The organism is Archangium sp., from assembly GCF_036277355.1.
Classification (GTDB): Bacteria; Myxococcota; Myxococcia; order Myxococcales; family Myxococcaceae; genus Archangium.
On record NZ_DASUNC010000130.1, the window covers coordinates 55,167 to 81,361 of the forward strand.

General features: G+C 69.8%; 21 protein-coding genes. 7 read left to right on the top strand and 14 right to left on the bottom strand.

What is annotated here, in order from left to right:
- Window positions 1–17 precede the first annotated feature (17 nt).
- From ppdK to VFZ09_RS31580, 4 genes are all read right to left on the bottom strand, one after another.
- A complete protein-coding gene (gene ppdK, locus VFZ09_RS31565) occupies window positions 18–2,822 on the bottom strand; it encodes a pyruvate, phosphate dikinase (protein ID WP_329731424.1) in 2,805 nt (934 codons plus the stop codon).
- 214 nt (window positions 2,823–3,036) lie between these two features.
- Complete coding sequence (locus VFZ09_RS31570) at window positions 3,037–3,576, bottom strand: hypothetical protein (RefSeq protein WP_329731425.1); 540 nt, start codon at window positions 3,574–3,576, stop codon at window positions 3,037–3,039.
- On the bottom strand, window positions 3,569–5,269 hold the full coding sequence (locus VFZ09_RS31575; RefSeq protein WP_329731426.1) for an anti-phage dCTP deaminase: 1,701 nt from the start codon (window positions 5,267–5,269) through the stop codon (window positions 3,569–3,571). The genes VFZ09_RS31570 and VFZ09_RS31575 overlap by 8 nt, the downstream gene beginning before the upstream one ends.
- A gap of 263 nt (window positions 5,270–5,532) precedes the next feature.
- Window positions 5,533–6,558, bottom strand: a complete 1,026-nt coding sequence (locus VFZ09_RS31580) for a kinetoplast-associated protein (protein ID WP_329731427.1) — start codon at window positions 6,556–6,558, stop codon at window positions 5,533–5,535.
- A gap of 250 nt (window positions 6,559–6,808) precedes the next feature.
- On the opposite strand from VFZ09_RS31580, the gene VFZ09_RS31585 reads away from it, so the two are divergent.
- Window positions 6,809–7,585, top strand: a complete 777-nt coding sequence (locus tag VFZ09_RS31585; RefSeq protein ID WP_329731428.1) for a hypothetical protein — start codon at window positions 6,809–6,811, stop codon at window positions 7,583–7,585.
- A 21-nt stretch (window positions 7,586–7,606) separates the two neighbouring features.
- Here the strand turns inward: VFZ09_RS31585 and VFZ09_RS31590 are convergent, their stop codons facing one another.
- The gene (locus VFZ09_RS31590) at window positions 7,607–8,608 is read right to left on the bottom strand and encodes an RNA ligase family protein (RefSeq protein ID WP_329731429.1); all 1,002 of its coding nucleotides are present in this window, start codon (window positions 8,606–8,608) and stop codon (window positions 7,607–7,609) included.
- 93 nt (window positions 8,609–8,701) lie between these two features.
- Entirely contained in the window at window positions 8,702–9,562 is an 861-nt protein-coding gene (locus VFZ09_RS31595) for an alpha/beta hydrolase (protein WP_329731430.1), read from the bottom strand.
- A gap of 210 nt (window positions 9,563–9,772) precedes the next feature.
- Between VFZ09_RS31595 and VFZ09_RS31600 the strand changes: the two genes are divergently transcribed.
- On the top strand, window positions 9,773–10,606 hold the full coding sequence (locus tag VFZ09_RS31600; protein WP_329731431.1) for an SIR2 family NAD-dependent protein deacylase: 834 nt from the start codon (window positions 9,773–9,775) through the stop codon (window positions 10,604–10,606).
- A gap of 1 nt (window position 10,607) precedes the next feature.
- Here the strand turns inward: VFZ09_RS31600 and VFZ09_RS31605 are convergent, their stop codons facing one another.
- Window positions 10,608–11,573, bottom strand: coding sequence for a COX15/CtaA family protein (locus tag VFZ09_RS31605; RefSeq protein ID WP_329731432.1), 966 nt, complete (start codon window positions 11,571–11,573; stop codon window positions 10,608–10,610).
- A 399-nt stretch (window positions 11,574–11,972) separates the two neighbouring features.
- Entirely contained in the window at window positions 11,973–14,936 is a 2,964-nt protein-coding gene (locus VFZ09_RS31610) for a sigma-54 dependent transcriptional regulator (RefSeq protein ID WP_329731433.1), read from the bottom strand.
- 156 nt (window positions 14,937–15,092) lie between these two features.
- On the opposite strand from VFZ09_RS31610, the gene VFZ09_RS31615 reads away from it, so the two are divergent.
- Window positions 15,093–16,307, top strand: coding sequence for a hypothetical protein (locus tag VFZ09_RS31615; RefSeq protein ID WP_329731434.1), 1,215 nt, complete (start codon window positions 15,093–15,095; stop codon window positions 16,305–16,307).
- 212 nt (window positions 16,308–16,519) lie between these two features.
- Entirely contained in the window at window positions 16,520–16,765 is a 246-nt protein-coding gene (locus tag VFZ09_RS31620; RefSeq protein ID WP_329731435.1) for a hypothetical protein, read from the top strand.
- 133 nt (window positions 16,766–16,898) lie between these two features.
- Here the strand turns inward: VFZ09_RS31620 and VFZ09_RS31625 are convergent, their stop codons facing one another.
- Window positions 16,899–18,311: an NAD-dependent succinate-semialdehyde dehydrogenase gene (locus VFZ09_RS31625; RefSeq protein WP_329731436.1), complete on the bottom strand. Its 1,413-nt coding sequence runs from the start codon at window positions 18,309–18,311 to the stop codon at window positions 16,899–16,901.
- A gap of 416 nt (window positions 18,312–18,727) precedes the next feature.
- Here VFZ09_RS31625 and VFZ09_RS31630 point away from each other — a divergent pair, with 416 nt between their 5' ends.
- Together VFZ09_RS31630 and VFZ09_RS31635 are read left to right on the top strand one after the other, a co-directional pair.
- Window positions 18,728–20,158 (top strand): hypothetical protein, encoded by a 1,431-nt coding sequence (locus VFZ09_RS31630; protein WP_329731437.1) that lies wholly within the window; start codon window positions 18,728–18,730, stop codon window positions 20,156–20,158.
- 168 nt (window positions 20,159–20,326) lie between these two features.
- A complete protein-coding gene (locus tag VFZ09_RS31635) occupies window positions 20,327–21,025 on the top strand; it encodes a class I SAM-dependent methyltransferase (protein ID WP_329731438.1) in 699 nt (232 codons plus the stop codon).
- Window positions 21,026–21,087: 62 nt separating this feature from the next.
- On the opposite strand, the gene VFZ09_RS31640 is transcribed toward VFZ09_RS31635, so the two are convergent.
- Window positions 21,088–21,561 carry a hypothetical protein gene (locus tag VFZ09_RS31640; protein WP_047854881.1) on the bottom strand — a complete coding sequence of 158 codons (474 nt, stop codon included), beginning with the start codon at window positions 21,559–21,561 and terminating at the stop codon, window positions 21,088–21,090.
- A gap of 270 nt (window positions 21,562–21,831) precedes the next feature.
- Between VFZ09_RS31640 and VFZ09_RS31645 the strand changes: the two genes are divergently transcribed.
- A complete protein-coding gene (locus tag VFZ09_RS31645) occupies window positions 21,832–22,578 on the top strand; it encodes a phosphatase PAP2 family protein (protein WP_329731439.1) in 747 nt (248 codons plus the stop codon).
- Here VFZ09_RS31645 and VFZ09_RS31650 read toward each other — a convergent pair.
- From VFZ09_RS31650 to VFZ09_RS31665, 4 genes are all read right to left on the bottom strand, one after another.
- A complete protein-coding gene (locus VFZ09_RS31650) occupies window positions 22,573–23,841 on the bottom strand; it encodes a GAF domain-containing sensor histidine kinase (protein WP_329731440.1) in 1,269 nt (422 codons plus the stop codon). The genes VFZ09_RS31645 and VFZ09_RS31650 overlap by 6 nt on opposite strands.
- A gap of 126 nt (window positions 23,842–23,967) precedes the next feature.
- A complete protein-coding gene (locus VFZ09_RS31655) occupies window positions 23,968–24,591 on the bottom strand; it encodes a head protein (RefSeq protein WP_329731441.1) in 624 nt (207 codons plus the stop codon).
- A gap of 36 nt (window positions 24,592–24,627) precedes the next feature.
- Complete coding sequence (locus VFZ09_RS31660) at window positions 24,628–25,218, bottom strand: hypothetical protein (protein ID WP_329731442.1); 591 nt, start codon at window positions 25,216–25,218, stop codon at window positions 24,628–24,630.
- A 139-nt stretch (window positions 25,219–25,357) separates the two neighbouring features.
- On the bottom strand, window positions 25,358–26,161 hold the full coding sequence (locus VFZ09_RS31665; RefSeq protein WP_329731443.1) for a hypothetical protein: 804 nt from the start codon (window positions 26,159–26,161) through the stop codon (window positions 25,358–25,360).
- Window positions 26,162–26,195 lie beyond the last annotated feature (34 nt).

The window sequence follows — 26,195 nt, forward strand, 5'->3', positions numbered from 1 at the left end:
CTTTCTATCACCTTGCCTCAGGTCTCGTGCTTGAGCGCGGCGTGGGCCGCGGCCAGGCGCGCGATGGGCACCCGGTAGGGCGAGCACGACACGTAGTCCAGCCCGATGCGGTGGCAGAAGGCGATCGTCTTCGGGTCTCCGCCGTGCTCGCCGCAGATGCCGATGTTCAGCTTCGGCCGCGTCCCCCGGCCCAGCTTCACCGCCATCTCCATGAGCGCCCCCACGCCCCGCTGGTCGATCGTGGCGAAGGGATTCTCCGGGAGGATGCGCTTCTGCAGGTACTCGCTGAGGAAGCCCGTCTCCGCGTCATCCCGCGAGATGCCGTAGGTCGTCTGCGTGAGGTCGTTCGTCCCGAAGGAGAAGAACTCCGCGTCCTGGGCGATCTGATCCGCGGTGAGCGCCGCCCGGGGGATTTCGATCATCGTCCCGAACTGGTACGCCACCTTCACGCCCTGCTCCTTCATCACCGCGCGGGCCTCGGTCTCCAGCAGCTCCTTCTCCACGCGCAGCTCGTTGCTGTGCGCGATGAGCGGAATCATCACCTTGGGGAAGACGCGCACGCCTTCCCGGGTGCACTGGCACGCGGCCTCGAAGATGGCCCGCACCTGCATGCGGACGAGCGCCGGCAGGTGGATGCCCAGCCGCACCCCGCGCAGGCCCAGCATGGGGTTGGCCTCGCGCATCGACTCCACCGCCTCCAGCAGGCGCCGCTTCTGGGCGAGCCGCTCCTCCAGGCCCTTCGCCTCGGGCTTGCCCTTCAAGAACTCCAGCCGCGTCTCCAGCGCGGTGACGTCGTGCAGCAGCTCGTCGTGGTTGGGGAGGAACTCGTGCAGGGGCGGGTCGATGAGCCGGATGGTGACGGGCTGCCCGTTCATCGTCCGGAACAGCCCGAGGAAGTCCTCGCGCTGGAAGGGGAGCAGCGTCGCGAGCGCCTCGTCCCGCTCCGCGTCGCTCCGGGCGAGAATCATCCGCTGCACGTGGGGCAGGCGGTCCGTCTCGAAGAACATGTGCTCGGTGCGGCACAGGCCGATGCCCTCGGCGCCGAGCTCCCGGGCCCGCTCGGCGTCACGCGGGTAGTCCGCGTTCGCGTACACGCCCATCTCGCGGAAGCCGTCCGCCCACCGCAGCAGCTCGAGGATGTACGCGTCCTTCAGGTCCGGGATGATGGTTTGCAGCCTGCCCGCGAAGAGCTCGCCGGTGGTGCCGTCGATGGAGACCAGCTCCCCCTCGCGGATGACGCGCCCGGCGATGGTGAGCTGCCGCTTCTCGCAGTCCACCTCCATGGCCGAGACGCCCACCACCGCGGGCTTGCCGAACTGCCGCGCCACCAGGGCGGCGTGGCTGGTGCGTCCACCGCGGCTGGTGAGGATGCCCTGCGCCGCCAGCATGCCGTGCACGTCGTCCGGCTTCGTCTCGGGGCGCACCATGATGACGGCCTTCTTCTCCTCCTTGCTCCAGCGCTCGGCGGTGTCGGCGTCCAGGGCCACCACGCCACTGGCCGCGCCCGGCGACACGTTCAACCCGGTGGCCAGCAGGTCCCCCCGCTCCTTCGCCGCCTTCTTGTCCGACGGAGCGAACTGGGGGTGCAGGAAGAAGTCGATCTGCTCCGGCTTCACCCGCAGCACGGCCTCCTGGCGGGAGATGCGCTTCTCCCGGGCCAGCTCCACCGCGATGCGCACCGCCGCCTGCGCCGTGCGCTTGGCGTCGCGCGTCTGCAGCATCCACAGCTTGCCCTGCTCGATGGTGAACTCCACGTCCTGCACGTCGCGGAAGTGCCGCTCGAGCTTCCCGCAGTAGCGCTCCAGCTGGGCGTAGAGCTTCGGGTGCAGCTCCTTCAGGGCGGAGATGCGCAGCGTGGGGCGCGTGCCCGACACCACGTCCTCGCCCTGGGCGTTGGAGAGGTAGTCGCCCTCCATCTCCGGCTCGCCGGTGGACACGTTGCGCGTCGTCACCACGCCGGTGCCCGAGCCCTCGCCCCGGTTGCCGAACACCATGGTAACGATGTTCACGGCCGTGCCCAGGTCATGCGCGATACCCGCCGCGTTGCGGTAGTCCACCGCGCGCTTGCCATTCCAGCTGCGGAACACCGCCTCGGTGGCCAGCCGCAGTTGCTCGATGGGCTCCTGGGGGAAGTCCCGCCCCGTCTTCTCGCGGATGATGCGCTGGAAGGCCTGGGTGATGGCCTTCAAGTCCTCGGCGGGCAGCGCCGCGTCGTTCTCCAGGCCCCGCTGGCGCCGGTACTCCTCCAGCACGTGCTCGAAGGGCTCGTCGGGCAGGTCCAGCACCACCGTGCCGAACATCTGCACCAGGCGGCGGTAGGCGTCATAGGCGAAGCGCGCATCCCCCGTCTCGGCGGCGAGGCCCACCACCACCGCGTCGTTCAGCCCGAGGTTGAGGATGGTGTCCATCATCCCCGGCATGGAGAAGCGCGCGCCGGAGCGGCAGGACACGAGCAGGGCGTTGTCCGGGTCCCCGAAGGTGCGGCCCGCCCGCTTCTCCAGCTTGCGCAGCGCCGCGAGCGCCTGCTCCCAGAGGCCCTCGGGGAAGCGGCTGCCCGCGGCGAGGAAGGCGTTGCAGGCCCGCGTGGTGACGATGAAGCCGGGCGGCACGGGCAGCCCGATGCGCGTCATCTCGGCGAGGTTGGCCCCCTTGCCGCCCAGCAGCTCCTTCATGTCTCCACGGCCCTCGTCGAAGAGGTACACCCACTTCTCCCGCGTGGCCTTGGAGGCGCGGGGACGCTTGGAGACACGGGCCGTCTTGGAGACGCGGGCGCTCTTGGGGGCGCGGGCGAGCCGGGGTCCGGGTTGGGCGCGGCGGGGCATGGTGAGCAACTCCGAGAAAAGGGCGTGGAAACCACGCAAGCGGAGTCGCAGCACGTGCCGTGCCAGCCGTACTTCAGGGCGATCAACCGTCGCCCGGCGCGCAATTCCTGCGGCCCCCGTGCTCCAAACTGGGGGCGCGCCGTCCAAGGGCGCAAGCTTTGCCTGCTCCCTCGCAACCTGGAGCTCCTACTACTTGCCCTGGGTGTATTGCCGCCTACTGAGTCTTGAAGAGCTGAATCTGCCATCCCCCCCTGGGTTTTGGCTCCAGTAGAGGCGGCAAGACCCTCTCCGCCACGGCTACGCGCGCCGTGTCATCCATCAAGAGCAGGAGGGGGCCTGTCCCTTGGGAAGACGGTTCCTCGGCCAGCAGGGTGTTGAGGGTACTTGCTACGGCACCCGAGCTGAGGCTGGCGTCTTTGCGTGTGGTGATTCCCGCCAGCCCCGAGATGTCGCGGTATCGGATTTGGAGCCGCTCGAAGAGGTTGAAGAACAGCTTCCGGTTCATGACACCCATGTCGAATCGAGGGACGGCCCGGAGGTCCATCAGCCATCTTGGGCGAACGTCTTCGAGCAGCGCAGTGAAGGTGCCTGCCCGAGCACCCGACATGTCCACAAGACCCAGCAGCGCAGACGGCTCAGGAAAGAGCGAGCGCTGAGCACTCGGTTCGTGACGTTTCGCGGGTGGCTTGACCGCAGCCTGCTTCGTGGGCTCGACCACCAACCGGAGATGAGAGACCGTTCCCTCTCTAGCCATGTGACGCCTCCACGTCCTGCATGAGCCTGGCCTCCAACTCCACGTAGCTCCCCTTGCTGATGTCCCAGGCCGTCTCCCAATCGGGCTCGCCAAACTGCAGGGTGCCGTCCACCGCGGATTTGAGCTCCCGGTCCTTGAGGAAGGCCCGTGCGTACATACGAGGCGCTACCCCCGTGAACGGCCTGAAGAGCACCTTCCTCTCCAGCTCTTCCTGGCCCTCGTGCTTCTTCGGAGCACTTGGCCGCAGCCAGTCACGAACAGTCATGGTGATGGAGTCCTCGTGGAGGTCCAGCGCGCGGCTCTTCGGATAGGGTTCGATGTACTGCACCTCATCCACTCCTGCGCCCACGATGTGGCGGGCGCAGTAGTGACATGGAAAGGTGGTCACGAAGAGTCGGCTGCCAGCGGTAGAGATGCCTTTACGTGCTGCGCTCAGCAATGCATCCATCTCCGCGTGAACGGCACGACTGAACTCGAGCAGCCCGCCAATCCGGGAACTGCGTAGCGCTTTCTTGAGTTCTTCTCGTTGCTCGCCCTGGAATTGAGCCAACGCGGGAATCTGTCCCAGCAGTTCCTCGATGATGGAGTTCTGCTCCTGGGTGTTGCTACAGAAGGGTTTCTTGCCGTCTGGATGCCGCTGGTAGACGCACCGGTGGTCGTGCCCCTCGGGTGTGTCGAAACCCTCGCCGTACACCCCGCCACCGGCGCGAGGGACCTCATTGGCTCCAGTGGCCACGAGGTTGCCGGCAGCATCGACCAACGAGGCACCGACCTGTCGCGACATGCAGGCGCTACGCATCTGCGCACCGTAGGCCGCATGCATGGCGGTCTCGGACGTCCTTGGGCGGACCACCTCACTGTGGGTGATGATCTTGACCAGGCGTGACAACTGGTCGGGTATGTCCCAGTCGGGGTTGGCGGTTCGTCCGTCCCTCTTGAACCGCTCCTCGCTGTTGTCGAGGAAGTAGTCGGACAGGTGGAATGCGTCCGAGACCCGTTGGCCGTACTTCTCCCTGGCCTTGGCGTCTCGTTGCATGAAGAGCTCCGCGTCCTTGCGGCCCGCGTTGCTGAACTTTTCCACGAGCCTTCCCAATCGCACTCTCTCATCACAGACGACGCCGATGAGCGCGAAGGCATTGCGGTAGATGCTCCGCAGAAGGAGGGCCTCCGCAGGATGGCGGAGCGCATCGAGAATGTAGGCGCGGCGCTTGCCGTCAGGGTGGATGGGGGTTCGGCCTGAGGCATCAGTGCCCTGCCTGAAAGCACGAGTCTGGCGGACCTTCCGACAGAGCGCGTTCGCGACGGCCGTGTGGTCGTTGCGTTCCTTGCGCATGGCATCGCCGAGGTTCTGCAGCATCGTGGCGTGGTGAAGGTTGCTACGCTGCAACCTCTTGGCCAGTTCCCCTTTGCTGGCCCACGTAATGAACTCCTCCCGGACCTGCCGAAGCGTCGACTCGTAGGCAGTGCCCGATACCGTGTCGTCCGCCAGCAACTCCGCCAGGGTCCCTTGCCGCTGGTGGGCCCAATCGATGATCTCGTCCCGTGCCTTCAGGAGCGTCACTTCGTAGGCGCCACTGGGAAGGGCCTCGTCTTCCAGAAGTTCCTTCAGCTTCTGGGCGATGGTGCTCGTGCCCGAGCCGACATGACCCACCACGGCGAAGACGAGCTCATGAGCCGCGTGGGCCTTGAACATTTCCTGGGCCCCAGACCCAGGAGTCGCATGGGTTGGCCTTGAGGAAAGAGGAATGGCTTCGGCAGCCTTGGTGCTCATTAGGGTCAGCGTACGTTGATGCCCCAGCGGCACGGAAGCCCGCGCTGGGGCGGCGGCATGTACTCCACAATCCTTCATCCGCCAATCGTGTTCACGTACGAGCCGTTGCCACTCCCGGTTCGTTCGGGAGCACAGGCGGTGTGTGCGCCTGTGCCCAGGTCCCCCCATGCTGTCCAATCGCTGGACTACTTGCCCTTGGTGTAGTCCCGGCTGGCGATGACGCCCTGCACCTCGGCCAGCGCGCGAGCACCCGAGGCCGACTCCAGCGCCTTCTCGGCGATGGCCTGCACCTGACGCTTGGCCTCGTTCAGCTCCGTCTGCAGCGAGAGGATGGCCTGCGCCTGCTTGGCGTTGGTCTCCTTCAGGGACGCAATCTCCATGCTGGCCACGCGCTGCGCCGTCTCGGCGTCCTTCTGCGCCAGGGTGAACTTCAGCTCCCAGTCGGACTTCACCTGGTTGCTCGCGATGGCCGCCGCCGCGCCCGTCTCCTTCTTCAGCACCGCCGGGAAGTCCGCCACCTGCTTGCGCAGATCCTCCAGCTCCTTCTCGCGCAGCTTCAGCGCCTCCTCGCGCACCGCCCACTCCTTCTCCAGCTTCTCCTTGCGGTCGCGCTCGGCGGCGGACTGCACCCGCATCTGCTCGGCGAAGGCGTCCTGCTCCTTCTTGCGCGACAGCTGCATGGCGTACGTGTACTCCTCCTCCGCCCGCTTGCGCGCCACCTCGAGCGCGTCCCGCTCGGCCGCCAGGTCCTGGGCGAACTTCGTGCGCGTGTCGGCGATCTCCTTCTGCAGCCGCTCCATCTCCGCCTGCAGCTCCTCCTTCTTCCGGTCGTACTCGGCCACCAGCACGTCGATGGCGCTCGCGGCGATGTCCTGGCCGTGCAGGGCCGTGAGCTCCTCCGTCTTGAGCTGGATGGCCTCGTCCAGCTGCTTGAGCTCCTCCACCAGCGCCATCACCTGCTCGTTGATGCCGGCCAGGGTGCGGTTGATGGTGAGGCCCGCCTCGGTGACCTTCTTCACCGCGGACTCGGCCGTGAGGCTGGAGACGTCCGTCAGCACGCTCTTGGCGTGGGTGGTGCGCGCCTCCTGCTCCTTGGCCGAGACCACCGGCTTGTTGCGGTTCTTCCGGGCCAACTCCTCGAAGGCGGCCTTGGTCTGCTCGGTGGTGCGGCTGCGGGAGGCCTTGCGGGCGGCGGCGGTGCGAGTAGCCATGTGTGTGATGCTCCAGGTCGGGTCCGGGTCCTCTCAGGTAGGGCCCGGACGTGGCGGTGGGAGTGCTCGGCCCCCTCTCGGGCGGCCATGCGTAAGAAATACCCAATGGGTCTGACATTCCCCGGGCTCCGAGGAGGCTCCCGGAAGGGGTTTTCCGCACCAGACCTGGGATGTCAGACCCACCCCTCCACGCAACCTCGCTGGTACGGTAGGGAAAGGCCTACGCACGCGTGCGTGGAAGGAGGCCCGGATGAGGCAGTGGACATGGCTGGCGGTGGGCGTGGTGCTGGGGGCGGGCGTGGGCGTGGCGCGCTCCCGGAAGCCGGTGGTGCGCGAGGAGATTCGCGTGAAGGTGGACGGCGTCACCGAGCGCTGGCGGCTCGAGTGGAAGGAGCCTCCCGCGCTCGCGTGCTTCGAGACGGAGGGCGTCTCGTGTCCCTGCGAGGGTTTCGCGCAGGGGGAGCGTGGCGCGTTGGAGCTCGTGCGCTCGCGCCCGGGAGGGCCCGAGGAGCGTCTCCCGCTCTCTCCGTTGTTCGCCGATGCCGGGCCGGGCGGGGCGCCCCCCCTGGCGATGTTGCGCGGCTGGGAGCCGGCCGCGGATGACGAATCCATCGACCCCGGTGAGCGGCTCCGGGTGCTCGGCCGCCGCAAGCGCGTGCGGGCGATGGTGCTCGGGGACTATGACCATGACGGGCAGGCGCGCGAGTTCGTGCTGCAGACGCAGGCCTACGGGTGCGGCATGCGCGAGGCGGTGCTCATCGGCGTGGACCGGCGCGATGGACGCGTACGCGCGCTGGGCACCGCCGAGCATCCCGGCACGCCCCTGGTGCTGGAGCCGGAGACCTGGGCGAGGCTGCGGGGCTCGGCGCGAATCGAGTCGGTCGAGACGCCGTGCGGGGACCACGGCAGCGAGCGGGAGCGGGTGCTGCGGGTGCACGCCGACGAGAAAGGGCTGCACGCCACGAGCGAGCTCTACCTGTGCACCGACACGGGGCGCGGCGCCCTGGACTCGAGCGAGGTGCTCTGAGCCGGGCGCCGCGGTTCCGCTTCAGTCCTCGTCCTTGAGCAGGAAGTCGTTGTTGATGACCTTGAACGACAGCCTGCCGCCGAGCGTGGGCGAGTGCCGCTCGGCGAGGGGGCGCACCACGATGCCCTCCTTGCGGTTGCGCGTGCCCGGGTAGAAGCCCTGGGCGAGCTTCAGGTAGTGCTCCAGGCCGTGCTCGAACGTCCGCGCGGCCTCGCCCGTGACGACGTGCTCCACCGGCACCGTGCGCAGCCCGTGCTCCGCGCAGAACGCGACGAGCTCGGCATGGCCGAGGGCGCGCCCGCTCCGCGTGTCGTGGACGCTGAAGACGAACAGGTCCGGCTCGGCGAGGCCCAGGCGGTTCTTCTGGATGCCGGGGCCACACACCTCGCCCTGCACGGCGAAGCCGGGCGGGAGCACGGTGTCGAGCTCGTACTTCCCGGCCATGCGCCACGCCGGGTGCGAGACCTCGCGCGTCAGCGCCCAGTTGCGCGAGCACGCCACCAGCTCGCCCTCCAGCGGCCGGAAGAAGGTCGCCGAGGTCCCATCCAGCTTCGTCGTCACGTAGAAGTCGTGGCCGCGCAGCTCCTCCAGCACGCCCAGCGCCGACTGGAGGCGGATCTCATCCGTCCTGGGCACCTGGCCCGGGAAGGCACCGGAGACCTCTCGCGTGTCGGTCACCACGGGCTCGTACTTCACGACGCCGAGCACGTCGCGCACGTCGGTGCCCTGGGGCGGCACCTCGCCGGGAAGGATGGAGACGGGCAGGGCGAGCCCCTGCGACAGCACGCCCCTCAGGCGCGCCGTCTTCACCCGGAAGCCTCGGGGCCGCATGAACTCCGCCCACGGGGCGCTCTCGGGCAGCAGGCTGTCGATCTCGAAGAAGACGCAGGGGTCGCCCGGGGAGAACTCGCCCTTCTTGACCACGACGTCCCAGCCCATCACCCGCGCCTTGAGGATGTTGTCGGCTCCCGAGATGGGCTCGAGGTGGTCGATGCGCTGGACGGATACGAGCTTTCTCTCCATGGCGGGGTCTCCGGGCGGGGCGGGCGGAGTGCGCGTCCCGCGGTCCCGGACGCGGGGCCGGCGCGCTTCCTGACCGGCCCGCGTCCGTGGACTTCAGGGGACCTGGACCAGCACGGCGTCGAGGGCCCGGTTGAAGCCCTGGGGGTCGTCCATCATGAGCCAGTGCGAGACGTCGGGCACGGTGGTGGTGGTGACCCCGGGGATGCTGCGCGAGGCGGTGAAGGGGTTCTCCTCCGCGGCGCCCTGGGCCTCGATGGCGAAGCGCGGCCCGGTGTAGCGGTCCAGTCCGGGGCGCGGCGAGAACGCGCCCATGGAGCGGCGCAGGGCGACGATGGTGGTGGGGTCGACACGGCCGACCGAGGCCAGGACGTGCTCGCGCGTCACGGGCCGGGCCTTGGGGCCGAGCATCTGCGCGAACTCCGCTTGCACCTGCGCGGGCCCGTAGCCTTCCGGGGGCTTGTTGAACCAGTCCTTCATCTCCTGGGGCGCCTGGCTCACGTCGCCCACCGCGTCGACGTAGAGGAGCGCGGCCAGCTTCTCCGGATGCTTCGCGGCGTAGGCGGAGATGACGCTGCCGGACATGCTGTGGCCCACCAGCACGAAGCGCTCGATGCCCAGCGCGCGCACCACGCGGTCCAGGTCCTCCGCGAGGGCCTTGATGGTGTAGACGCCGTCGCTCGCGGGCTGCGAGCCGCCATGGCCTCGCTGGTCATGGGCCACGGCCCGGCGCGAGGCCCGGACGTGGTCGAGCTGCGCGCGCCAGACCTCCAGGTCCGCGCCGAGTCCGTGGACGAAGACCACCGGCGTGCCGCCGCTTCCTCCATCGGAGACGCGGAGCTTGCCGGCCCCGCCCTCGACGAAGGTGAAGGTCTCCTGTCCGGATGGCGTGGCCGGGCGCGTCGTGGCGCATCCGAGCCAGGTGAGAACGAACAGACCGAGTATCCAACGTGGCATGGCGCTCCTCCTGAAGTGGGGCGCCAACATACCGGGGGGCGCGGTGGGGCACGGAGGCCGTCCGGGTGGGAGAGGTGTTCCACGCGTGCTGGCTCCGGAGTTCCATGGCGTCATGAAACACCCCGCTCATGTCGTCTCTTTTGCTTCTTCGTCAAGAAAGATTGAGGCTGGGAGGAGCGCCGTCCCGAGCCAGCAGCGAGAGAGGTGACCGTGAACAGCCAGGAACTCCGCCGTGCCGCCGATGTCCTCCGCTCCGCCGAGGCCCTCCTCATCGGCGCCGGTGCCGGGATGGGCGTCGACTCGGGCCTGCCCGACTTCCGCGGCACCGAGGGCTTCTGGCGCGCCTACCCGGCCTACGCGAAGCTCGGGCTCGACTTCGCCTCCATGGCCAACCCCCAGTGGTTCCGGAAGGACCCCGAGTTCGCCTGGGGCTTCTACGGCCACCGGCTCGGGCTGTACCGCGCCACGACTCCCCACCCCGGCTTCGAGTTGCTGCGCACCTGGGCCTCCCGCATGCGCCACGGCTCCTTCGTCTTCACCTCCAACGTCGACGGCCAGTTCCAGAAGGTCGGCTTCGCCGAGGAGCGGGTGCTCGAGGTCCACGGCTCCATCCACCACGTGCAGTGCCTCGGCTCCTGCCAGGGGATTGCCTCCGCCGCTCCGTACTCCGTGGAGGTGGACCCGGAGAGTTTTCGCGCCCGGCCTCCCCTGCCCACGTGCCCGCGCTGTGGCTCGCTCGTGCGGCCCAACATCCTCATGTTCGGGGACTGGGGGTGGGACTCCTCGCGTACAGAGGCTCAGGAGGAGCGGATCTCGGCGTGGATGGAGGCGGTGAAGCCCGGCTCGCTGGCCATCATCGAGTGCGGCGCGGGGACGGCGATTCCCTCGGTGCGGCACTTCTGCGAGCGCATGATGGCCACTGGCCAGGGGACGCTGATTCGCATCAACGTGCGCGAGCCGGAGGTCCCCGCGGGGGGAATCAGTCTTCCCCTGCGTGCTCTGGAGGCACTGCGGGGGATTGCACAGGAGATGGAGCGCGGGTGACTCAGGTGAGTGAGGGGGTTGGCGCCGGGCTCTCGTCCGCCCTCGGTGCTCCCACCGCCAGCCCCGCCGCGCTCAGCCGCACCAGGACGATCCACACCACGTCCGCCATCAGCAGGTGCACCAGCTGCATCCACACCGGCGCCAGCAGCAACAGGTTCACCACTCCCGCCATCAGCTGCAGCCCGTAGAGCACGCCCAGTTGCCCCGCCGCCCGTTTCGTCTCCGGCGAGGGCCTCAGCCGCGCCACCGTCGTCGCCGAGAACACCACCAGCGCTCCCACCACCACCGCCAGCGCCGGGTGCAGCACCCTCAGCCGCAGCAGCACGTGCGCCGTGGGCGAAATGTCCTGGCGGAATCCGTCCGCCAGGCTCGACGCCGGGAAGAGCGTGTCCCCCAGCGCCGCGATGGCCCCGCTCACCCCCAGCACCAGCAGCCCCACCAGGCTCCCGCCCACCAGCCACCCCGTCAGTCCCTGCTGGCGCCACGTCAGCCGCTCCCGGCCTCCCGCGAACCAGCACGTCAGCGCCATCGTCCCCACCAGCAGGAACGTGTTGATGAGGTGCGCCGCCATCCACCACGCCCGCGCCAGCGACTCGTTGCCCGCCACCATCTTGAAGAGCACCAGCCCCGCCCCCAACGCCGCCTCCGTCACCATGAAGACGAGCGAGAAGATGGCCGCCTTGCGCACCGGGTGCCCCTTCGCGTGCCCCCTCACCCCCCACACGCACAGCACCACCGCCAGGATCATCACCAGCCCGCTTGTCAGCCGGTGCGTGTACTCGATGAGCGTCTGCACGGTGGGCGCGCGGGGCACCACCTCGCCGTTGCACACCGGCCAGTGGTCTCCACACCCCGCCCCCGAGCCCGTGGCACGCACGAACGCGCCCCACAGCACCACGGCCAGCGTGTAGACGAGGGTGGACCAGCTCAGGACTCGGAAGCCTCGGGAGGACACGGAAGCGCTCATCGTCGCTCCCCTCCCTAGCCCACTTCGCCCCCGGCCGCCCCCTCGCGAGCCTCCGGCCTCGTACGTCTGGCTACTCGCCCGCTTCACCACCACCCATATCCACCGGGTATCCGAAAACCCCCCGGCTTCATCCTGGATATGGCGCTGGATGTGCCTGCCTGCTCCTGGAAGCCCCCTGGATGATTTCCAAACGGCTTCCCAGGGCCCGAAAACGTTGGCACGGCCCCTGCTACATGTCCTCTCGGTAACGATTTCGAGTTCGGGCGCCTCGGTGCCCGAAGCGCTCCGTGGGCCGGAGGCCCCCCACTTCGGCCCACGAGCGCATCTTTTCACGGCTGTAGTCGTAGCCATGCACCGCGGGTCGGGTTCGCCCCCTGTCCTGGCCCGCGGTGTTCTTTTTCAGCCCGCGATGCGCAGCCTGTCCGCCCCCAGCACCGCTGGCAGTGAGCCGAAGGCGAGCGAGCGCTCGATGACGTTGCGCAGCTCGCGCACGTTGCCGGGCCAGGTGTGCGCCACCAGCGCCGCCAGCGCGTCCGGCCCCAGCTGCGGTGGCTCCCGCCCCTCGGGGCTGAGCTGGTTCACGAAGTGGCGTGCCAGGGCGATGATGTCCTCGCGCCGCTCGCGCAGCGGGGGCACGCGCACGGGCACCACCTGCAGCCGGTAGTAGAGGTCCTCGCGGAAGCGGCCCTCGCGCACCAGCTGTCCCAAATCCCTGTGCGTGGCGGCGATGACGCGCACGTCCACGTGCGCCGGCCGCGTCTCGCCCAGGGGGAAGATTTCGCCGTTCTCCAGGAAGCGCAGCAGCTTGGGCTGCACCTCGAGCGGCAGCTCTCCAATCTCGTCCAGGAAGAGCGTGCCCCCGTGGGCGGCGCGGATGACGCCCGGGTGGTCCGTGGCCGCGCCCGTGTAGGCGCCGCGCCGGTAGCCGAAGAGCTGTCCCTCGAAGAGCTCGCGCGGCACCGCGGCGCAGTTGAAGGCGACGTAGGGCCGCTCGGCCCGGGCCGACAGCTGGTGGAGCGCGCGGGCCACCACCTCCTTGCCGCTGCCGGACTCGCCGGTGACGATGACGGTGGCGCGCGAGCCGCTCAGCCCCGCCAGCTCCGTCTTCAGCTTGCGCATGGCGGGCGAGGCGGCGATGAAGCCGGGCACCTCGGGCGCGCTCTCGGGCTCGCGCAGCGGGGGCTCCGCCTGGGCGAAGCCGCGCAACATGGCCACCTCCAGCGCGAAGCCCGCAAGGCGCGCCAGGGCGCACAGCAGGGCCCGTCCATCCGCGGGCAGCGGGCCCGCCACGCCCACGCGCAGCCGGCGGCCACACCCGTCACCGAACTCCACCCACTCGCTGGCGGGCACGCCGGCCTCGCCCAGCAGCGGCGTGGCGCGGCCTTGCGAGTCCAGCTCCTCCAGTCGCGCGGCGCGGCCGGGGAAGAGTCCCTCGAGCACCGCCACCAGCTCGCGCTGGATGAGGGGCGCGCCCATGCCGCGCACGGCGAGCCGCTCGAAGGGCACCACCAGCGACTCGGCACCCAGCCGGGGCGCCGCCTCCGGGGAGGGGGGGTGCTGCGCGGGGGGAAGGTCCGCGCTGAAGTCCATGGGCGGGGTGATGCCGTAGCGGCGCAGCTCCTCCTCGCATTGGGCGAGCACGGCCTCGGTGCCCGGCTCCCCCAGGGCGCGCGCCGTCAGGGCCAGCGTGCGGCGGGTGAGGGCGGCCTCGGGCTGATCTCCCGCGAGGGTGAAGGTGGCCAGCGAGGCTTCCAGCTTCTCGCGGGCCTCGCGCCAGTGGCCCTCGCGCACGAGCAGCAGGCCCTCCTGGCGGTGCAGCAGCGCGGTGTGCCAGGCGGAGGGGAACTGCTCCAGCATGGAGCGGGCCCGGCGCAGGGCCGCGCGGGCCTCCGGCAGCTGGAACGCGGCGGCGCGTGTCCCCACCTCGCCGATGAGGCAGTCGCGCCGCAGGTAGGGCCAGCCTCCCACCTCCAGCACCCGCGCGTGGGCGGTGGCGTAGCCCTCCGCGGCCCGCTGCACGTGGCCCTCGGCCCAGTCCGCCAGCGCCTCCGCGAAGCAGCCGTAGACGCGGGTGAGGGACTGCTGGACGGGGCCCTCATAGCGGGAGAGGCGCGCCGCCAGCTCGCGGATGTTCGCGTAGCGGCCGGTGAGGTACAGCAGGCGGGTGCGCTGCCCCACCAGGTGGTGCGGCGTCCAGCGCAGCTCCTCGGTCACCGCCTCCGCCTGGTCCAGCACCGCCTCGGCCTCGGTGAAGCGGCCCAGACGCATCAGCGCGTCCGCCTCCGCGCGCGCGGCGTAGACGAAGGAGATGCCCCGGGGGATGCGTCCGCTCCAGGCCACCTCGCGGGCGCGGCGCACCAGGGCGAGCGCCTCGTCGGGCGCGCACGCCTCGTCCAGCCGGCGCTGCGCGAGGAAGCCGAGGTTGCGCGCCTCGAGGAAGGCATAGCCCATGCGCGCCGCGCTCTGCGCCGTCTCGCGGAAGCGCCGGGTGGCCAGCGAGGCCTCGCCCCGGAAGGCCGTCTCGTGGGCGATGGCATCCGAGGCCACCAGCCGCAGCGTCGGGTCCGCCACCCCCGTGATGGCCTCCTCCAGCCGCCCGTACTGGCGGATGATGAGCTCGGGGGTGACGAGGTAGAAGGCCGCGGCGAGCTCCGCCACGCGCAGGTGGCAGCGCACCTCCCCGCTGGAGAAGACGTGGGGGCCCAGCAGCGCCTCGGCGCGCGCCACGTGCACGTTCACCTTGCCCGCGTCGAAGATGCGGCCGTCCGGCGAGGCGAAGAGGTTGGCGGCCATGGCGTGCACGTGGGCGGCGGAGTCGTCGGGCAGCACCCCCGCCTCGGCCTCGTCCAGGTGGGGCAGCAGCACGGTGAAGGCGCGCCGCACGTCCTCGAAGCCCCAGCGGTACACGTAGGCCAGGCCCGCCGCCGCCAGGGCGCGCGCGCCCGTGGAGCGCAGGGACCCCGAGGTGAGCAGCCCCAGCAGCGCGTCCTCCGCGGCCCGCCAGTCGGCCCGTTGCAGCAGCGTCAGGCAGGGAGACAGCCGGGTGCGCTCCTCGCGCGACATGTCCTGCCGGAGCAGGCTGAGGGACGGGCGGGGAGGGGGAGGCAGGGCTGGCTGGCCGCCCCCGGCGAGCTGGCGCAGGGCCTCCATCACCCGGCCCCTGGGACGGCGGGCCTGCGCGGCGGCCTCCGGGAGCTCCCAGCGGTACACCGTGAGGGGGGTCACTCCGAGCTGCCGGGCGAACGCCGCCCGGCTCCGCTCTCCGCGCAGCGCGCGAATCGCCTCGGGTCCCAATGCCTCTGCTTCGTTCCTCGACACGGCCGTCCCCTTGCGGCCCCCCACCGCCCGCTCTTCTTCGTTCATCTGGCGGGGAAGGGCAAACCTTGCTGTGGGCCTGCGAACAGGCGGGCGCCCCGCATCCATCCCCGGGTGGGGAAAGGAGCGTCATCGAATCGTGGGCAGACAGGGCGCGCCCGGTGTAACACCGGGACGTAACGCCGCCGCCGCCGGGAGACAGCCATGGCTCCGCAACCGCCTCCTCCACCGCCCGAGTTGCCCCTCCAGAAGCACCTGCGCCGCATGCTGGAGGCCCTCGCGGAGGGCCAGAAGCGCCACGCCCACTGGAAGGAGACGTGGGAGCGCCAGCACGCCGAGGAGATGGAGCGGTGGGCGGAGCGGCACGCCGAGGCGGTGGAGAAGGGGGCGGAGCGGTGGGCCCAGGGGGTGGAGCGGTGGGCGGAGCGGCACGCCGAGGGGGTGGAGCGGTGGGCCAAGGGGGTGGAGAAGTGGGCGGAGTACGTGGGCTCGCTGGGCGAGCACCTGGAGAAGAAGGAGCGCCGCAAGTGGGAGCGGCGCATGGCGCGCGAGCAGCTGAAGGAGCAGCGGCGCGCGCTCAAGCGGCAGCGGGAGCTGGAGGAGGCCAACCCGCTGATGGGGTGGGTGTTCGCGCTGGCGGCGCTGGTGATGGCGGGAATGGCCGTGCTGAACGTCCACACGCTGTGGTGGCTCATCTTCGTGGCGCTGGGCATGGGGGCGTCGGCGGCGGGGATTCTGGGCCGGGCCCGGCAGCACCAGCTCCAGGAGCGGCAGAAGCAGGGGCTGGGCGCGGGCGAGGAGGCTCGGGAGGAGGCACGGGAGGAGGCGCCCGAGCGGACCGCCGGGGCGGAGGCACCCCGGCAGGCGGAGGACCCGAGGACGGCGCGGGTGGACTCGCTGTGCGACAAGCTGCTGGCGGAGCTGCGCGCGGGGCCGGGGGTGCTGCGGGAGGTGGTGCACCAGCCGGAGCAGACGGTGGAGGGGCTGCGCAAGAGCTGCCATGAGCTGGCGCGGCGGGAGCGGGAGCTGCGCGCGTTGAGCCCGCCGGAGGAGGAGCGCCGGCTGGAGGAGGAGCGCACGAGGCTGGCGGCGCGGGTGGAGTCCGAGCGCGACGCGGTGGTGAAGGAGCGGCTGGAGAGCGCGTTGCGGCTGTTGGATGAGCAGCGCAAGCAGCGGGCGGAGCTGGCGACGGCGGCCTCGCGGCTGGAGGCCGAGCACATGCGCCTGTTCTACACGCTGGAGAATCTCTACACGCAGGTGCTGCGGGTGCGCTCGGCGGACGCGGCGGGCGCGGACGTGGCGGGGGCGGGCCTGCGCCGCAGCGTGGAGCAGCTCGGCCTGGAGATGGACGCGGTGGCCGAGGCGCTGGAGGAGGTCCACCGCGACGCGCCGCCCCGGACGCGGGTGCCCACGCGGTAGCGGCGGAGACGGTTTCCACCGGCGTGGACGGTCGCGCCCCGCGCCTGACGCATCAGGTAGACCTGTTCAGGGAGTTATACGGCTCACCCGAGGGAAGGCGGGAGCTGGAGGCGGTCGTCCACTACCTTCAGGAGCGGGGGACGAAGACTACTGGAGAAGTCACCCGGCAGGTGTTGGGTTGCGTGATGCGGGAACAACGAGTGGAGGCACTGATGTGGACAGAGGGACAGCGGCTCCGGGCGGAAGGACGCAAGGTGGGACGGGTGGAGGGACTGGCCGAAGGATTGGCCAAGGCGGTGCTTCGGATCCTCGCCGCCCGGGGTGTTCGCATGGGTGACAAGACGCGCCAGCGCATCCTGGGGTGTACGGACCTGGCCACGCTCGATCGCTGGTTCGAGCGGGCCTTGCACGCCAGGAGGCTCTCCGATGTGCTGAAGGAGCCGGGGACCTCCTCCTGACCCGGGCTCCCCGGAGTGCTCCTGTTCCTCCGCCCCGACGTCCCATCCCCGAGCTGCCCGGAGTCGTTGTCACCCCACCCGCGCACGGTGCCGTCCGTGAGGCGCACCCGGTGACAATTTTCGGACGCGGGCCCTACTCGCTGGCCTGCGCCTGCGTGCGCGCGGGCGCCGGGGCCGAGGGGTTCGACAGGCGCACCGTCTTGATGTTGAGGAACTCGAGCAGCCCGTGGCGCGCCAGCTCGCGCCCGTGGCCCGAGGCCTTCACCCCACCGAAAGGCAGGCGCGGGTCGCTCGCCACCATGCCGTTGACGGCCACCGTGCCGGCCTCCAGCCCGTCGATGAAGAAGCGCTGCTCGGCCTCGTCGCGCGTCCACACGCTGGCGCCCAGCCCGTACGGCGAGTCGTTGGCGAGCCGCAGCGCGTCCCGGGCATCCTTCGCGCGGAAGAGCACGGCCACCGGGCCGAACATCTCCTCCGTATACGCCGGAGAGCCCGGCGGAGGATGGGCCAGCACCGTGGGCGGGTACCAGAAGCCCGGCCCCGAGGGCTTGAGTCCCCCCAGCAGCAGCTTCGCCCCCGCAGCCACGCTGCGCTCCACCTGCGCATGCAGCCCGTCCCGGATGCTCTGCAGGGCCAGCGGCCCCACCTCCGTCTTCGCCTCCATCGGGTCCCCCACCACCACGCGGCGCATCCGCTCGAGGAAGCGCCGCTCGAACTCGTCATAGATGGGCGCGGTGGCGATGAAGCGCTTGGCGGCGATGCAGGACTGGCCGTTGTTGATGAGGCGGGCCTTCACCGCCGTCTCCACCGCGGTGTCCAGGTCCGCCCCGGGCAGCACCACGAAGGGGTCGCTCCCGCCCAGCTCCAGCACCACCTTCTTGAGCTGCTGGCCCGCGCGCTGGCCCACGTCGCGCCCGGCGCCCTCGCTGCCGGTGAGCGTCACCGCGCGGATGCGCGGGTCCTCGATCAGCCGGCGCACCCCCGCCACGTCCACCCGCAGCGTCTGGAACACCCCCTGGGGGAAGCCCGCGCGCAGGAAGAGCTCCTCCAGCGCGAGCGCGCACTGGGGCACGTTGTGCGCGTGCTTGAGCAGCCCCACGTTGCCCGCCATGAGCGCGGGGGCGGCGAAGCGCACCACCTGCCAGAAGGGGAAGTTCCACGGCATGATGGCCAGCACCGGCCCCAGCGGCTGGTAGCGCACGAAGCTCGTGTCCGGCGCCGTGTCCACCGGCTCGTCCGCGAGGAAGCGCCCGGCGTTCTCCGCGTAGTAGTGGCAGGCCGTGGCGCACTTGCGGGCCTCGGCGCGCGCCGCCTCCAGCGGCTTGCCCATCTCCTGCGTCATCATCCGCCCGTACGCGTCCGCCTCCGCCTCCAGCAGCTCCCCCGCCCGCTTCATCCACCCGGCGCGCTCGGCCAGCGGGGTGTGGCGAAAGGTGTGGAACGTCTCCGCGGCCCGGCGCAGCCGCGCCTCCACCTCGTCCGGCATGTGGGGGGGGAAGGTGCGCAGCGTCCTACCGGTGGTGGGCTCGACGGTGGCGAAGCTCATGGGGCTCTCCTCGAAGGCGCGGAGTGTGGGCCCGGCTCCCCGAGGGCCACAAGCCACGTGTGGGGCCCCCGTTCACGCCTTCACGCGACTTCCGGACAGGGTTGTCGCGGTGCTAGGTTCTCCGGAGATGGCATGGCTGTCATGGTTGACTGTTATTGCAAGGTTTCTGATTCAATCTTGAAGCACGAGTTTCAACTTCGACGCGTTATGTCCGTCCCCTTTGAAAATCAGGCTTTCCTTTGTTTAATATAAACGTCATGTTTCAGTGCTGACGGCACGTTCGTGAGAGCGTTCCAGTATTTTCGCGGGCTTGGGGGGTTGGCGCGGTTCCTGCTCTTTTCCCGTGCAAGTGGGACCGGTGGGGTGGCAGCAACGTTGCTTCTCCGGCCTTGTAGAAACTCTTCATTGAGGAACTCATGCGCTTCAATCTCCGCCACATCGTCCCGGTTGCCCTGCTCTCGCTGGTGGGGTGCGGTGTCGAGACTCCCGTCTCCGAGACGTTGCCGGCCGCGGCCGAGGAGCTGGGCCAGGAGCAGTCGATGCTCCAGGTGTCCGACTGCCCGGGCTGCCTGGTGGGGACGGAGGACGCGCGCTTCGTGAGCGGCTTCGAGCGCGAGAAGGTGGTGGGGGACGTCTACCACTACCGCATCCGCCTGCGCGTGGGCGAGACGGCCAACGACGTCATCACCCTGCACCGCGTGGTGCGCGAGAAGGGGGCCTGGCGGCCGGTGCGCGCCCCCGAGTCCATCTTCATGGTGCACGGGGATGCCTGGGACTTCCAGGGCGCCTTCATGTCCAGCACGTTGTCGGCCGAGGTGGCGGACAACCAGTCCATCGCCGTGTACCTGGCGAAGAAGGACGTGGACGTGTGGGGAATCGATCTGCGCTGGACGCACGTGACGGAGGCCACGCAGGACTTCTCCTTCATGAAGGACTGGAACCTGGGCACGCACGCCCGGGACGTGGGCACGGGCCTGACGGTGGCGCGGGCGGTGCGCACGCTGACGGGCAGCGGCAACCAGAAGATGAACCTGCTGGGCTGGAGCCGCGGGGCGCTGGTGGGCTACGCCTACATGAACGCGGAGACGCAGCGGCCGCAGGGCCTGCGCCACGTGAGCGGCTTCATCCCGGTGGACATGGTGATGAAGTTCGCCCCCGAGGCCGAGCAGCAGCGCCAGTGGGCCTGCGTGCGCGCGGCCGTGGGGGAGGTGGCGCTGGGCTCGGGGCGCTACGAGGGGAACCTGCTGGGCCCGGGCGCGGGCGTGGCCATCCAGTATGTGGGGCAGAAGGCCAGGCAGCATCCGAACGAGCCCGCGCAGCTTCCGGACATCCCGCTGCCGCCCATCACCTACCGGCAGCTGGGCGTCCTCGTGGGAGGGGCGACCTTCTCGCTCCTCACCAACGAGTTGTACGGCATCCAGCCGTCGGTGCCCTTCTACCACTTCTCCCAGGCGAAGGCGTTCTCCGGAGGCCTGCCGACGGCGCTCGAGAACGTGAAGGAGGAGGCGTTCTTCGACTTCCTCAGCACCGCGCATCCCTACCAGAGCTTCACGGAGATGGTGGAGAGCGATCGCCTGCAGTGCGGCGACGAGAGCCTGCCGTATGACGACCACCTGTCCGAGGTGAAGGTCCCGGTGCTGTACGTGGGCGCGGGGGGTGGCTTCGGCGACTATGGCGTGTACAGCGCGAAGCGGCTGGGCAGCAAGGACGTGAGCGTCCACCTGGTGCGGAAGCAGGAGGAGGCCGCGAACCGCATCGCCGATTACGGCCACGCGGACCTGTTCCTGGCCAAGGACGCGGACAAGGACGTGTGGGAGCCCATCTACCAGTGGATGAAGAAGCACTGAGCGCCGGGGCGTTGCCGTCGCCCCGGTGTCCGGGCCTCGCGCAGACGCGGGGCCCGTTTTTTTCCGGGGGCACGGTGTGCCCCGTGGGGGGACTCCCCGCCCTTGCCCGGCTCCTTAGATTGTGAGCCCGCGCCCGGGATGGCCCCGGGCCAGAGCGAGGCACCCCCCGTGGTCGACAACATCTGGACCGAATTCGCTAGGAGCTACGACGCCATCTGCTCCCAGCTCAACTGCTACCGCCGCATGGCCGCGAAGGTTCTCCGCGACACGGAGGGCCGCAAGTACGTCATCGACGCCGGGTGTGGCACGGGGCTGTTGAGCCAGCCGCTCGTCGAGCGGGGCCAGACGGTGGTGGGCTTCGACAACAACCCGGCGATGCTCGGGCTGGCGCTGAGCAAGCAGGCGCGGGCACCCGAGGAGGCGCGCCGGCGCTGGAAGGTGCTGGAGGGGGATGTGCGCACCTTTCCCCGGGAGGTGCCGGGCGAGGCGGACGCCGTGTTGCTCAACAACGTCCTCTTCTACGTGCGCGAGCCGGAGCGGGTGTTGCGCCAGTGCCTCGGGCACCTCAAGCCGGGCGGCGTGGTCATCGCCACCGGCCCCCGGCAGCGGCCGGACCTGCGCAAGGTGATGACCAACTCCATCGAGGAGTGGAAGGCGGAGGGCCGCTGGGACGAGCCGCTGCGGGCCGCCACCGCCTACCACGTGGACCTGACGCGCAGGCTCGTCACGGACCCCAATGAGATGGTCACCTTCTTCGAGCCGGAGGCGCTGGTGGACACGCTGAGGCGCCTGGGCTTCTCGCGGGCGCTCGCGGCCGACGGCGACGACTACTACGGCGAGAACTACTACGTCTGCATGGCGCGCTAGGGGTCCGGAGGCGCTGTGGCTGGTCCCCTCTCCCTTGGGGAGAGGGGACATCCACGACACGACTAGGCGACCAGGCCCAGCAGGCGCGCGTCGTGGATGATGCGGTTGCCGTCCACCTTGAGGCGGGTGGTGAGGAAGGGCGCGATGTCATCCGCCTTCTTGTGCAGGCGCGCGTAGTTGTTGTCGTAGATGCGCGTCACGATGAGCTGCGCCGAGGCGATGATGCGCTGCAGGTTGTGCTGCAGCTCGTTGCCCTCCATGAGGAGGTGCAGCTCGCAGATGTACTTGCGGTTGTTCTCCAGCAGCGTGAAGAGGCCCTTGCGCTGCTCGCCGTTGGGCACCCGGGCCTTGGCCCCGGTGGTGACGACGACGGAGAGCTGCTGCCGGTACGCCTCGTAGGACTCGCGGAAACGCTTGTCCACGACGAAGAGGTCCTGCGGGCTGGGCGGCTGCTCCCAGCGGATGAAGAAGACCTTGTTGATGAGGCCCGTCTTGAAATTCGGAGGAGCAGCGGTAGCGGTAGCGAAAGCGGTCATGGGACCATCACTCCCAGGAAGCGGGCCGGGAAGGCCCTCGGAAAGGTATTCCGAGCGCCCGACGTGCCCGGCTCGATCACAATGGCGCTGCCAATCTGGTGATCGAACGCCCGAAGCCCAAGTGCACCCCGCGCCGTCTGCCGTCGAGCGCACGAATCCAGGGGCCGCAGTGTCGGGGAGCACACGCATCCGTGGTGCGCGAGGGGGAGGAGGGGTGGCGAAGGCTCCGGGAAGGTAGGAGCGCACCGGGTGGAGGGCCATAGTGAGACCATGCGACTCACATCGCGGGCGCTGTGGGAGCGCTTCCACGGAAGGCTGGGCGCCGACGGCATCGGACTGTTGGCCTCGCTGTTGCTGCTGGTGACGGTGGGGCTGGGGTTCATCGCGCTGTCGGACGAGGTGCGGGAGCAGGAGACGCAGCACTTCGACGAGCGGGTGCTGCTGGCGCTCAGGCGCGCGGACAACGCGGAGGAGCCCCGGGGCCCGAGGTGGCTGGCCGAGGCGGCGCGGGACGTGACGGCCCTGGGAAGCGTGTCGGTGCTGGCGCTGGTGGTGTGCGCGGTGAGCGGCTTCCTGGTGCTGGTGCGGCGCTGGAGGACGCTGGCGCTGGTGGTGGGCTCGACGGTGGGCGGGACGTTGCTGAATGGCTTCCTCAAGAGCCACTTCGCCCGGCCGAGGCCCACGGTGGTGCCGCACCTCACACACGTGCTGACGGAGAGCTTCCCGAGCGGGCACGCGATGCTGTCGGCCATCGTCTACCTGACGCTGGGGGCGCTGGGGGCGCAGTTGGTGGAGCGGCGGTGGCTGCGGGCGTACCTGATAGGGGTGGCGCTGTCGCTCACGCTGCTCATCGGCGTGACGCGGGTGTACCTCGGGGTGCACTACCCGACGGACGTGCTGGGCGGGTGGATGGCGGGGCTGGCCTGGGCGCTGCTGACGGCGGTGGTGGCGCGGAGGGCCAAGCGGCGCAGCCCCGGGCTGCGCGAGGAGTCCCGGGGCGACACCGCGCCCTCATGAGCCGGAGAACAGGGGCCCGTGGGGGCGCACGGGCAGGCGGATGCAGAAGGCCACGCCCTTGGGGTGGTTGTCCTCCACCCAGAGCCAGCCGCCGTGGGCCTGGATGGCACGGCGGCAGAAGGCGAGCGCGAGCCGGTTGCCGCCCTCGGCCCGCCCGGAGCCGGGCGTGTGCGCGTCGGGCAGGTGGGCGTCGAAGAGGTGGGCGCGCGCGGCGGGGGAGATGGCGGGGCCCTCGTCACGCACCCGCAGCTCCAACAGGCCGGGCTCGGGGTTGGAGGCCTCCAGCGTCACCCGGCTGCTGCCCAGCGCGGTGAACTGGAAGGCGTTGTCCAGCAGGTTGACGAGCGTGCGGCGCAGCAGCTCCCGGTCCGCGGTGACGAGCGGCTCCACCAGCTTCACGGCCTGGGAGAAGCGGCGCGGGGAACTCACCAGGCGCTGCTGGAAGTCGCGTGCCACCTCGGAGAGCAGGAGGTGGGCGTCGAAGGGCGTGGCGTTGAGGGGGAGGGTGTCCTCGTCGCCGCTCGCGTCCAGCAGGTTGGAGACGGTGCGGTGCAGGGTGTCGGCGGCGTCGCGGATGTCCCGGGTGGTGCGCTGCACCTCCTCGGGCAGGTGCGGGCGGTAGAGCGTGAAGGCGGCGTTGGTGAGGATGCTGGACAGGGGCGCCCGGAAGTCGCGCATCACCTTGTGGAGCAACTCGTCCTTCTGGCGCTGGACGTTGGCGAGGGTGTCGCGCTGCGAGCGCAGCTCCTCCTCGCGGCGCTCCAGCTCGCGCACCCGGAGCCGCAGCTGCAGCTGGGCCTCCACCTGACGCCCGAGCACGGCCAGTGCGTGCTCCTGCTCCGGGGAGAGGTGGCGCGGCTGGTGGTCGATGACACAGAGGGTGCCCATGTTGAGGCCGCTCGCGCCCTTGATGGGGATGCCGGCGTAGAAGCGCACGTGCGGTCCCCCGGTGACGAGCGGGTTGTCATGGAAGCGCTCGTCGTCGTGGGCATCCTCCACCACGAAGAGCCGCTCGCCGAGGATGGCATGGGCGCAGAAGGCCAGGTCGCGCGGGGTCTCGGGGGTGTCCAGCCCGACGCGGGACTTGAACCACTGCCGGTAGTGGTCCACCAGGGACACGAGGGCGATGGGGGTACCGCACAGCTGCGAGGCCAGACGCGTCAGCTCGTCGAAACCGGCCTCCGGCAGGGTGTCGAGGATCTCGAGGGTATCCAGCGCGGCGAGGCGCGCTTCCTCCTGGGGATGCGGGGGGGCAACCTTCATGGGTTCGTTCTCCGGAGAGGAGACTCGCGCCAACCATGCCCGACCACAGGGTTGCTTCACAGAAGTTGTTGTCCAGGGCCCGCCTGTCCGCCCGTGGCTCGTCCGGCGGGGAAGGGGGCGTGAGGGTCAGGACGATGGCTCGGGGTCCTCGGCTCCCTTCTTCTCGTCCAGCGTCTTGCGCCACTGCTCGAACTGCTCGAAGAGGGAGAAGGGGTGGAAGGCGAGGTGATCGATGTTGCGATGGTACGCCGCGAGATAGGGCTCGCCCCCGAGTTGGATGACGGCCTGTGAGGGCCGCTCGGGCAGACTGTAGAACCAGGCCCGGGCCTGCTCCCGGGTATCGAAGCTGGCCACCGCCGGAGGAGGGCGGCCGTCCTTCATCATCTCCTCGAAGTGGTACTCGATGGAGTAGGTGGAGACCAGCTTTCGGAAGTTGCTGTCACGGTCATACATGACGACGTGGTACTGGTCCGCGATGAGCACGTGAGCATGGTAGGGCGGTCTGGGGTGGTTCTTCAGCCACGCCTCCGCCTCTTCGCGCGTTGCGAAGGAGGCGACGACCATCAGCGGTCCCTCGGTTCTGAACTCCTGGCGGTAGTCGTCGAATTCATACCGCTGGCCCGTCGTAATGATGAAGTGGAGCGCATCGGCCGCGGTGAGAAGCAACTCCTTCTCCTCCGCAGACTCGGTCTTCTCATGAATCAAGCCAAGGAGGTTGATGGCTTCGAAGACGGGGCTTTGGGGTCTCATGTGATGCCTCGGTGATGTGGAGCCCAGCAGGGAGCGTCAGGATGCCAGGAGCACTGCGGGTGCTAGGACGACGAGCCCCGCTCCGGCGGAAACCGTGACGAAGGCCACTCCGGCGATGACGACAATGCTGCCCACCAGAATGCCCTGGTGATGGTGCTTCAACCAGTCGACGGCTTCGTCCACGGCCGAGAACTCCTGGCGCTGACGGCCCTCCAACTCCCGGCAGTCATCGTAGGCTTGTTGGCATTGCCCACGGCACCACTGATCCTTTCCACCCATCTTCCGCCCTCCAGATCTGATGTGTCCGAAGCCCCGAGGCAGAGGGCGGCTCATGCACATCTTGATGCATTGGTCGTTCTCCGCATCACAGTCGCGCTGGTAGGTCTTCGCGACGCGCACGATGCGGCCGTACGTCGATTCACGAGTGCTCGTGGGAAGCCGGTACCACGAGAGGTCGAACTCCTCGGCATGCCGCCAGTCGTAGGTGACCTGGCCGCCGGGAGACTCCTGGATGACGAGCACGTATTGGGTCAGTTCCTCGGCAGTGGGCGCAGCGCCGTAGCGGGTGGCGCTGCACGAGATGAGCAACACGCAGAGGAGCGGGGCGATGAGTCTTGCTGGTACCATTCAGGTGGGAGCGGAGTCTGGAGGGGCGTGAACCGTTCACCGTCGCGGTTAGCACGGTGGATCCTCTGACTCAACGCATGTTCCGCCCTGCTCGTGGCGGGGCGTCCACCTTGTGGACCGGATTCTTCCGCGCCCGGGGTCAGCGGCCCGCCGTCACCTTCGTGAGCAGGCAATGGCGGCTGCGGTTCACGAGCGTCAGCGCGCTGTGCCGCTCGAAGACGCGCGCCTGCTCGCTCACGTCACGGACGTTGACGTACAGCAGGTAGATGTCGCGTGGCGCGTGCTGCCATGAGCTGGCCACCCGGGTGATGACGCGCTCCATCGTCGGGTCATCGAAGGGATTGAAGAAGAAGCACAGCAGCGGCTCGGCCGGCGGCTCCCAGTCGAGCGCATCCGCGCACACCGGCTCCAGCGAGAAGCACTGCTGTTCAGGACTCCGGTACCCGCTGAGATTCTTGACGGCCACCTCGTGCAGCCCGGGCGCGAACTCCACGCCGACGATGCGCCGGAAGGGATACGCGGAGGCCAGCATGAGCGCCTTGCCCTTGCCGGAGCCGTAGTCCACGAAGGTGAACCGCTCGAGGGGCAGGCGGCTCTCGCGCAGCGCCGCGTGGAACAGGCGGGGCCAGATACCCCGGTACAGGCCATTGCCTCGCCCGGCCTTCTCGGGAGGCACGCCGACCTCCGTCAGCGGGGCCTCGCCCGCGGTCTCGACTCCGTGGGTCTGGTCGAACTCCCGAGCGAGCGCGCTCTCCCTCGCGAGGTTGCGCGCGAATTCACGACGGGCCGGCACGACGTGCCAGGCAACGGCGCTCGTCGCATGCAGGAGCGCGGTCTGCAACCCCTGCGTCCTGGCCAGGTTCACGAGCTTCAGGGTGCCATGCTGGAGCCAGCTGGCCACGGCGGTGAGGTCATGGCCGGAGAGGAGGGAGGACACGCTCATGCCCGCATGGGGTAGGGCGTGCACCCGGGATGTG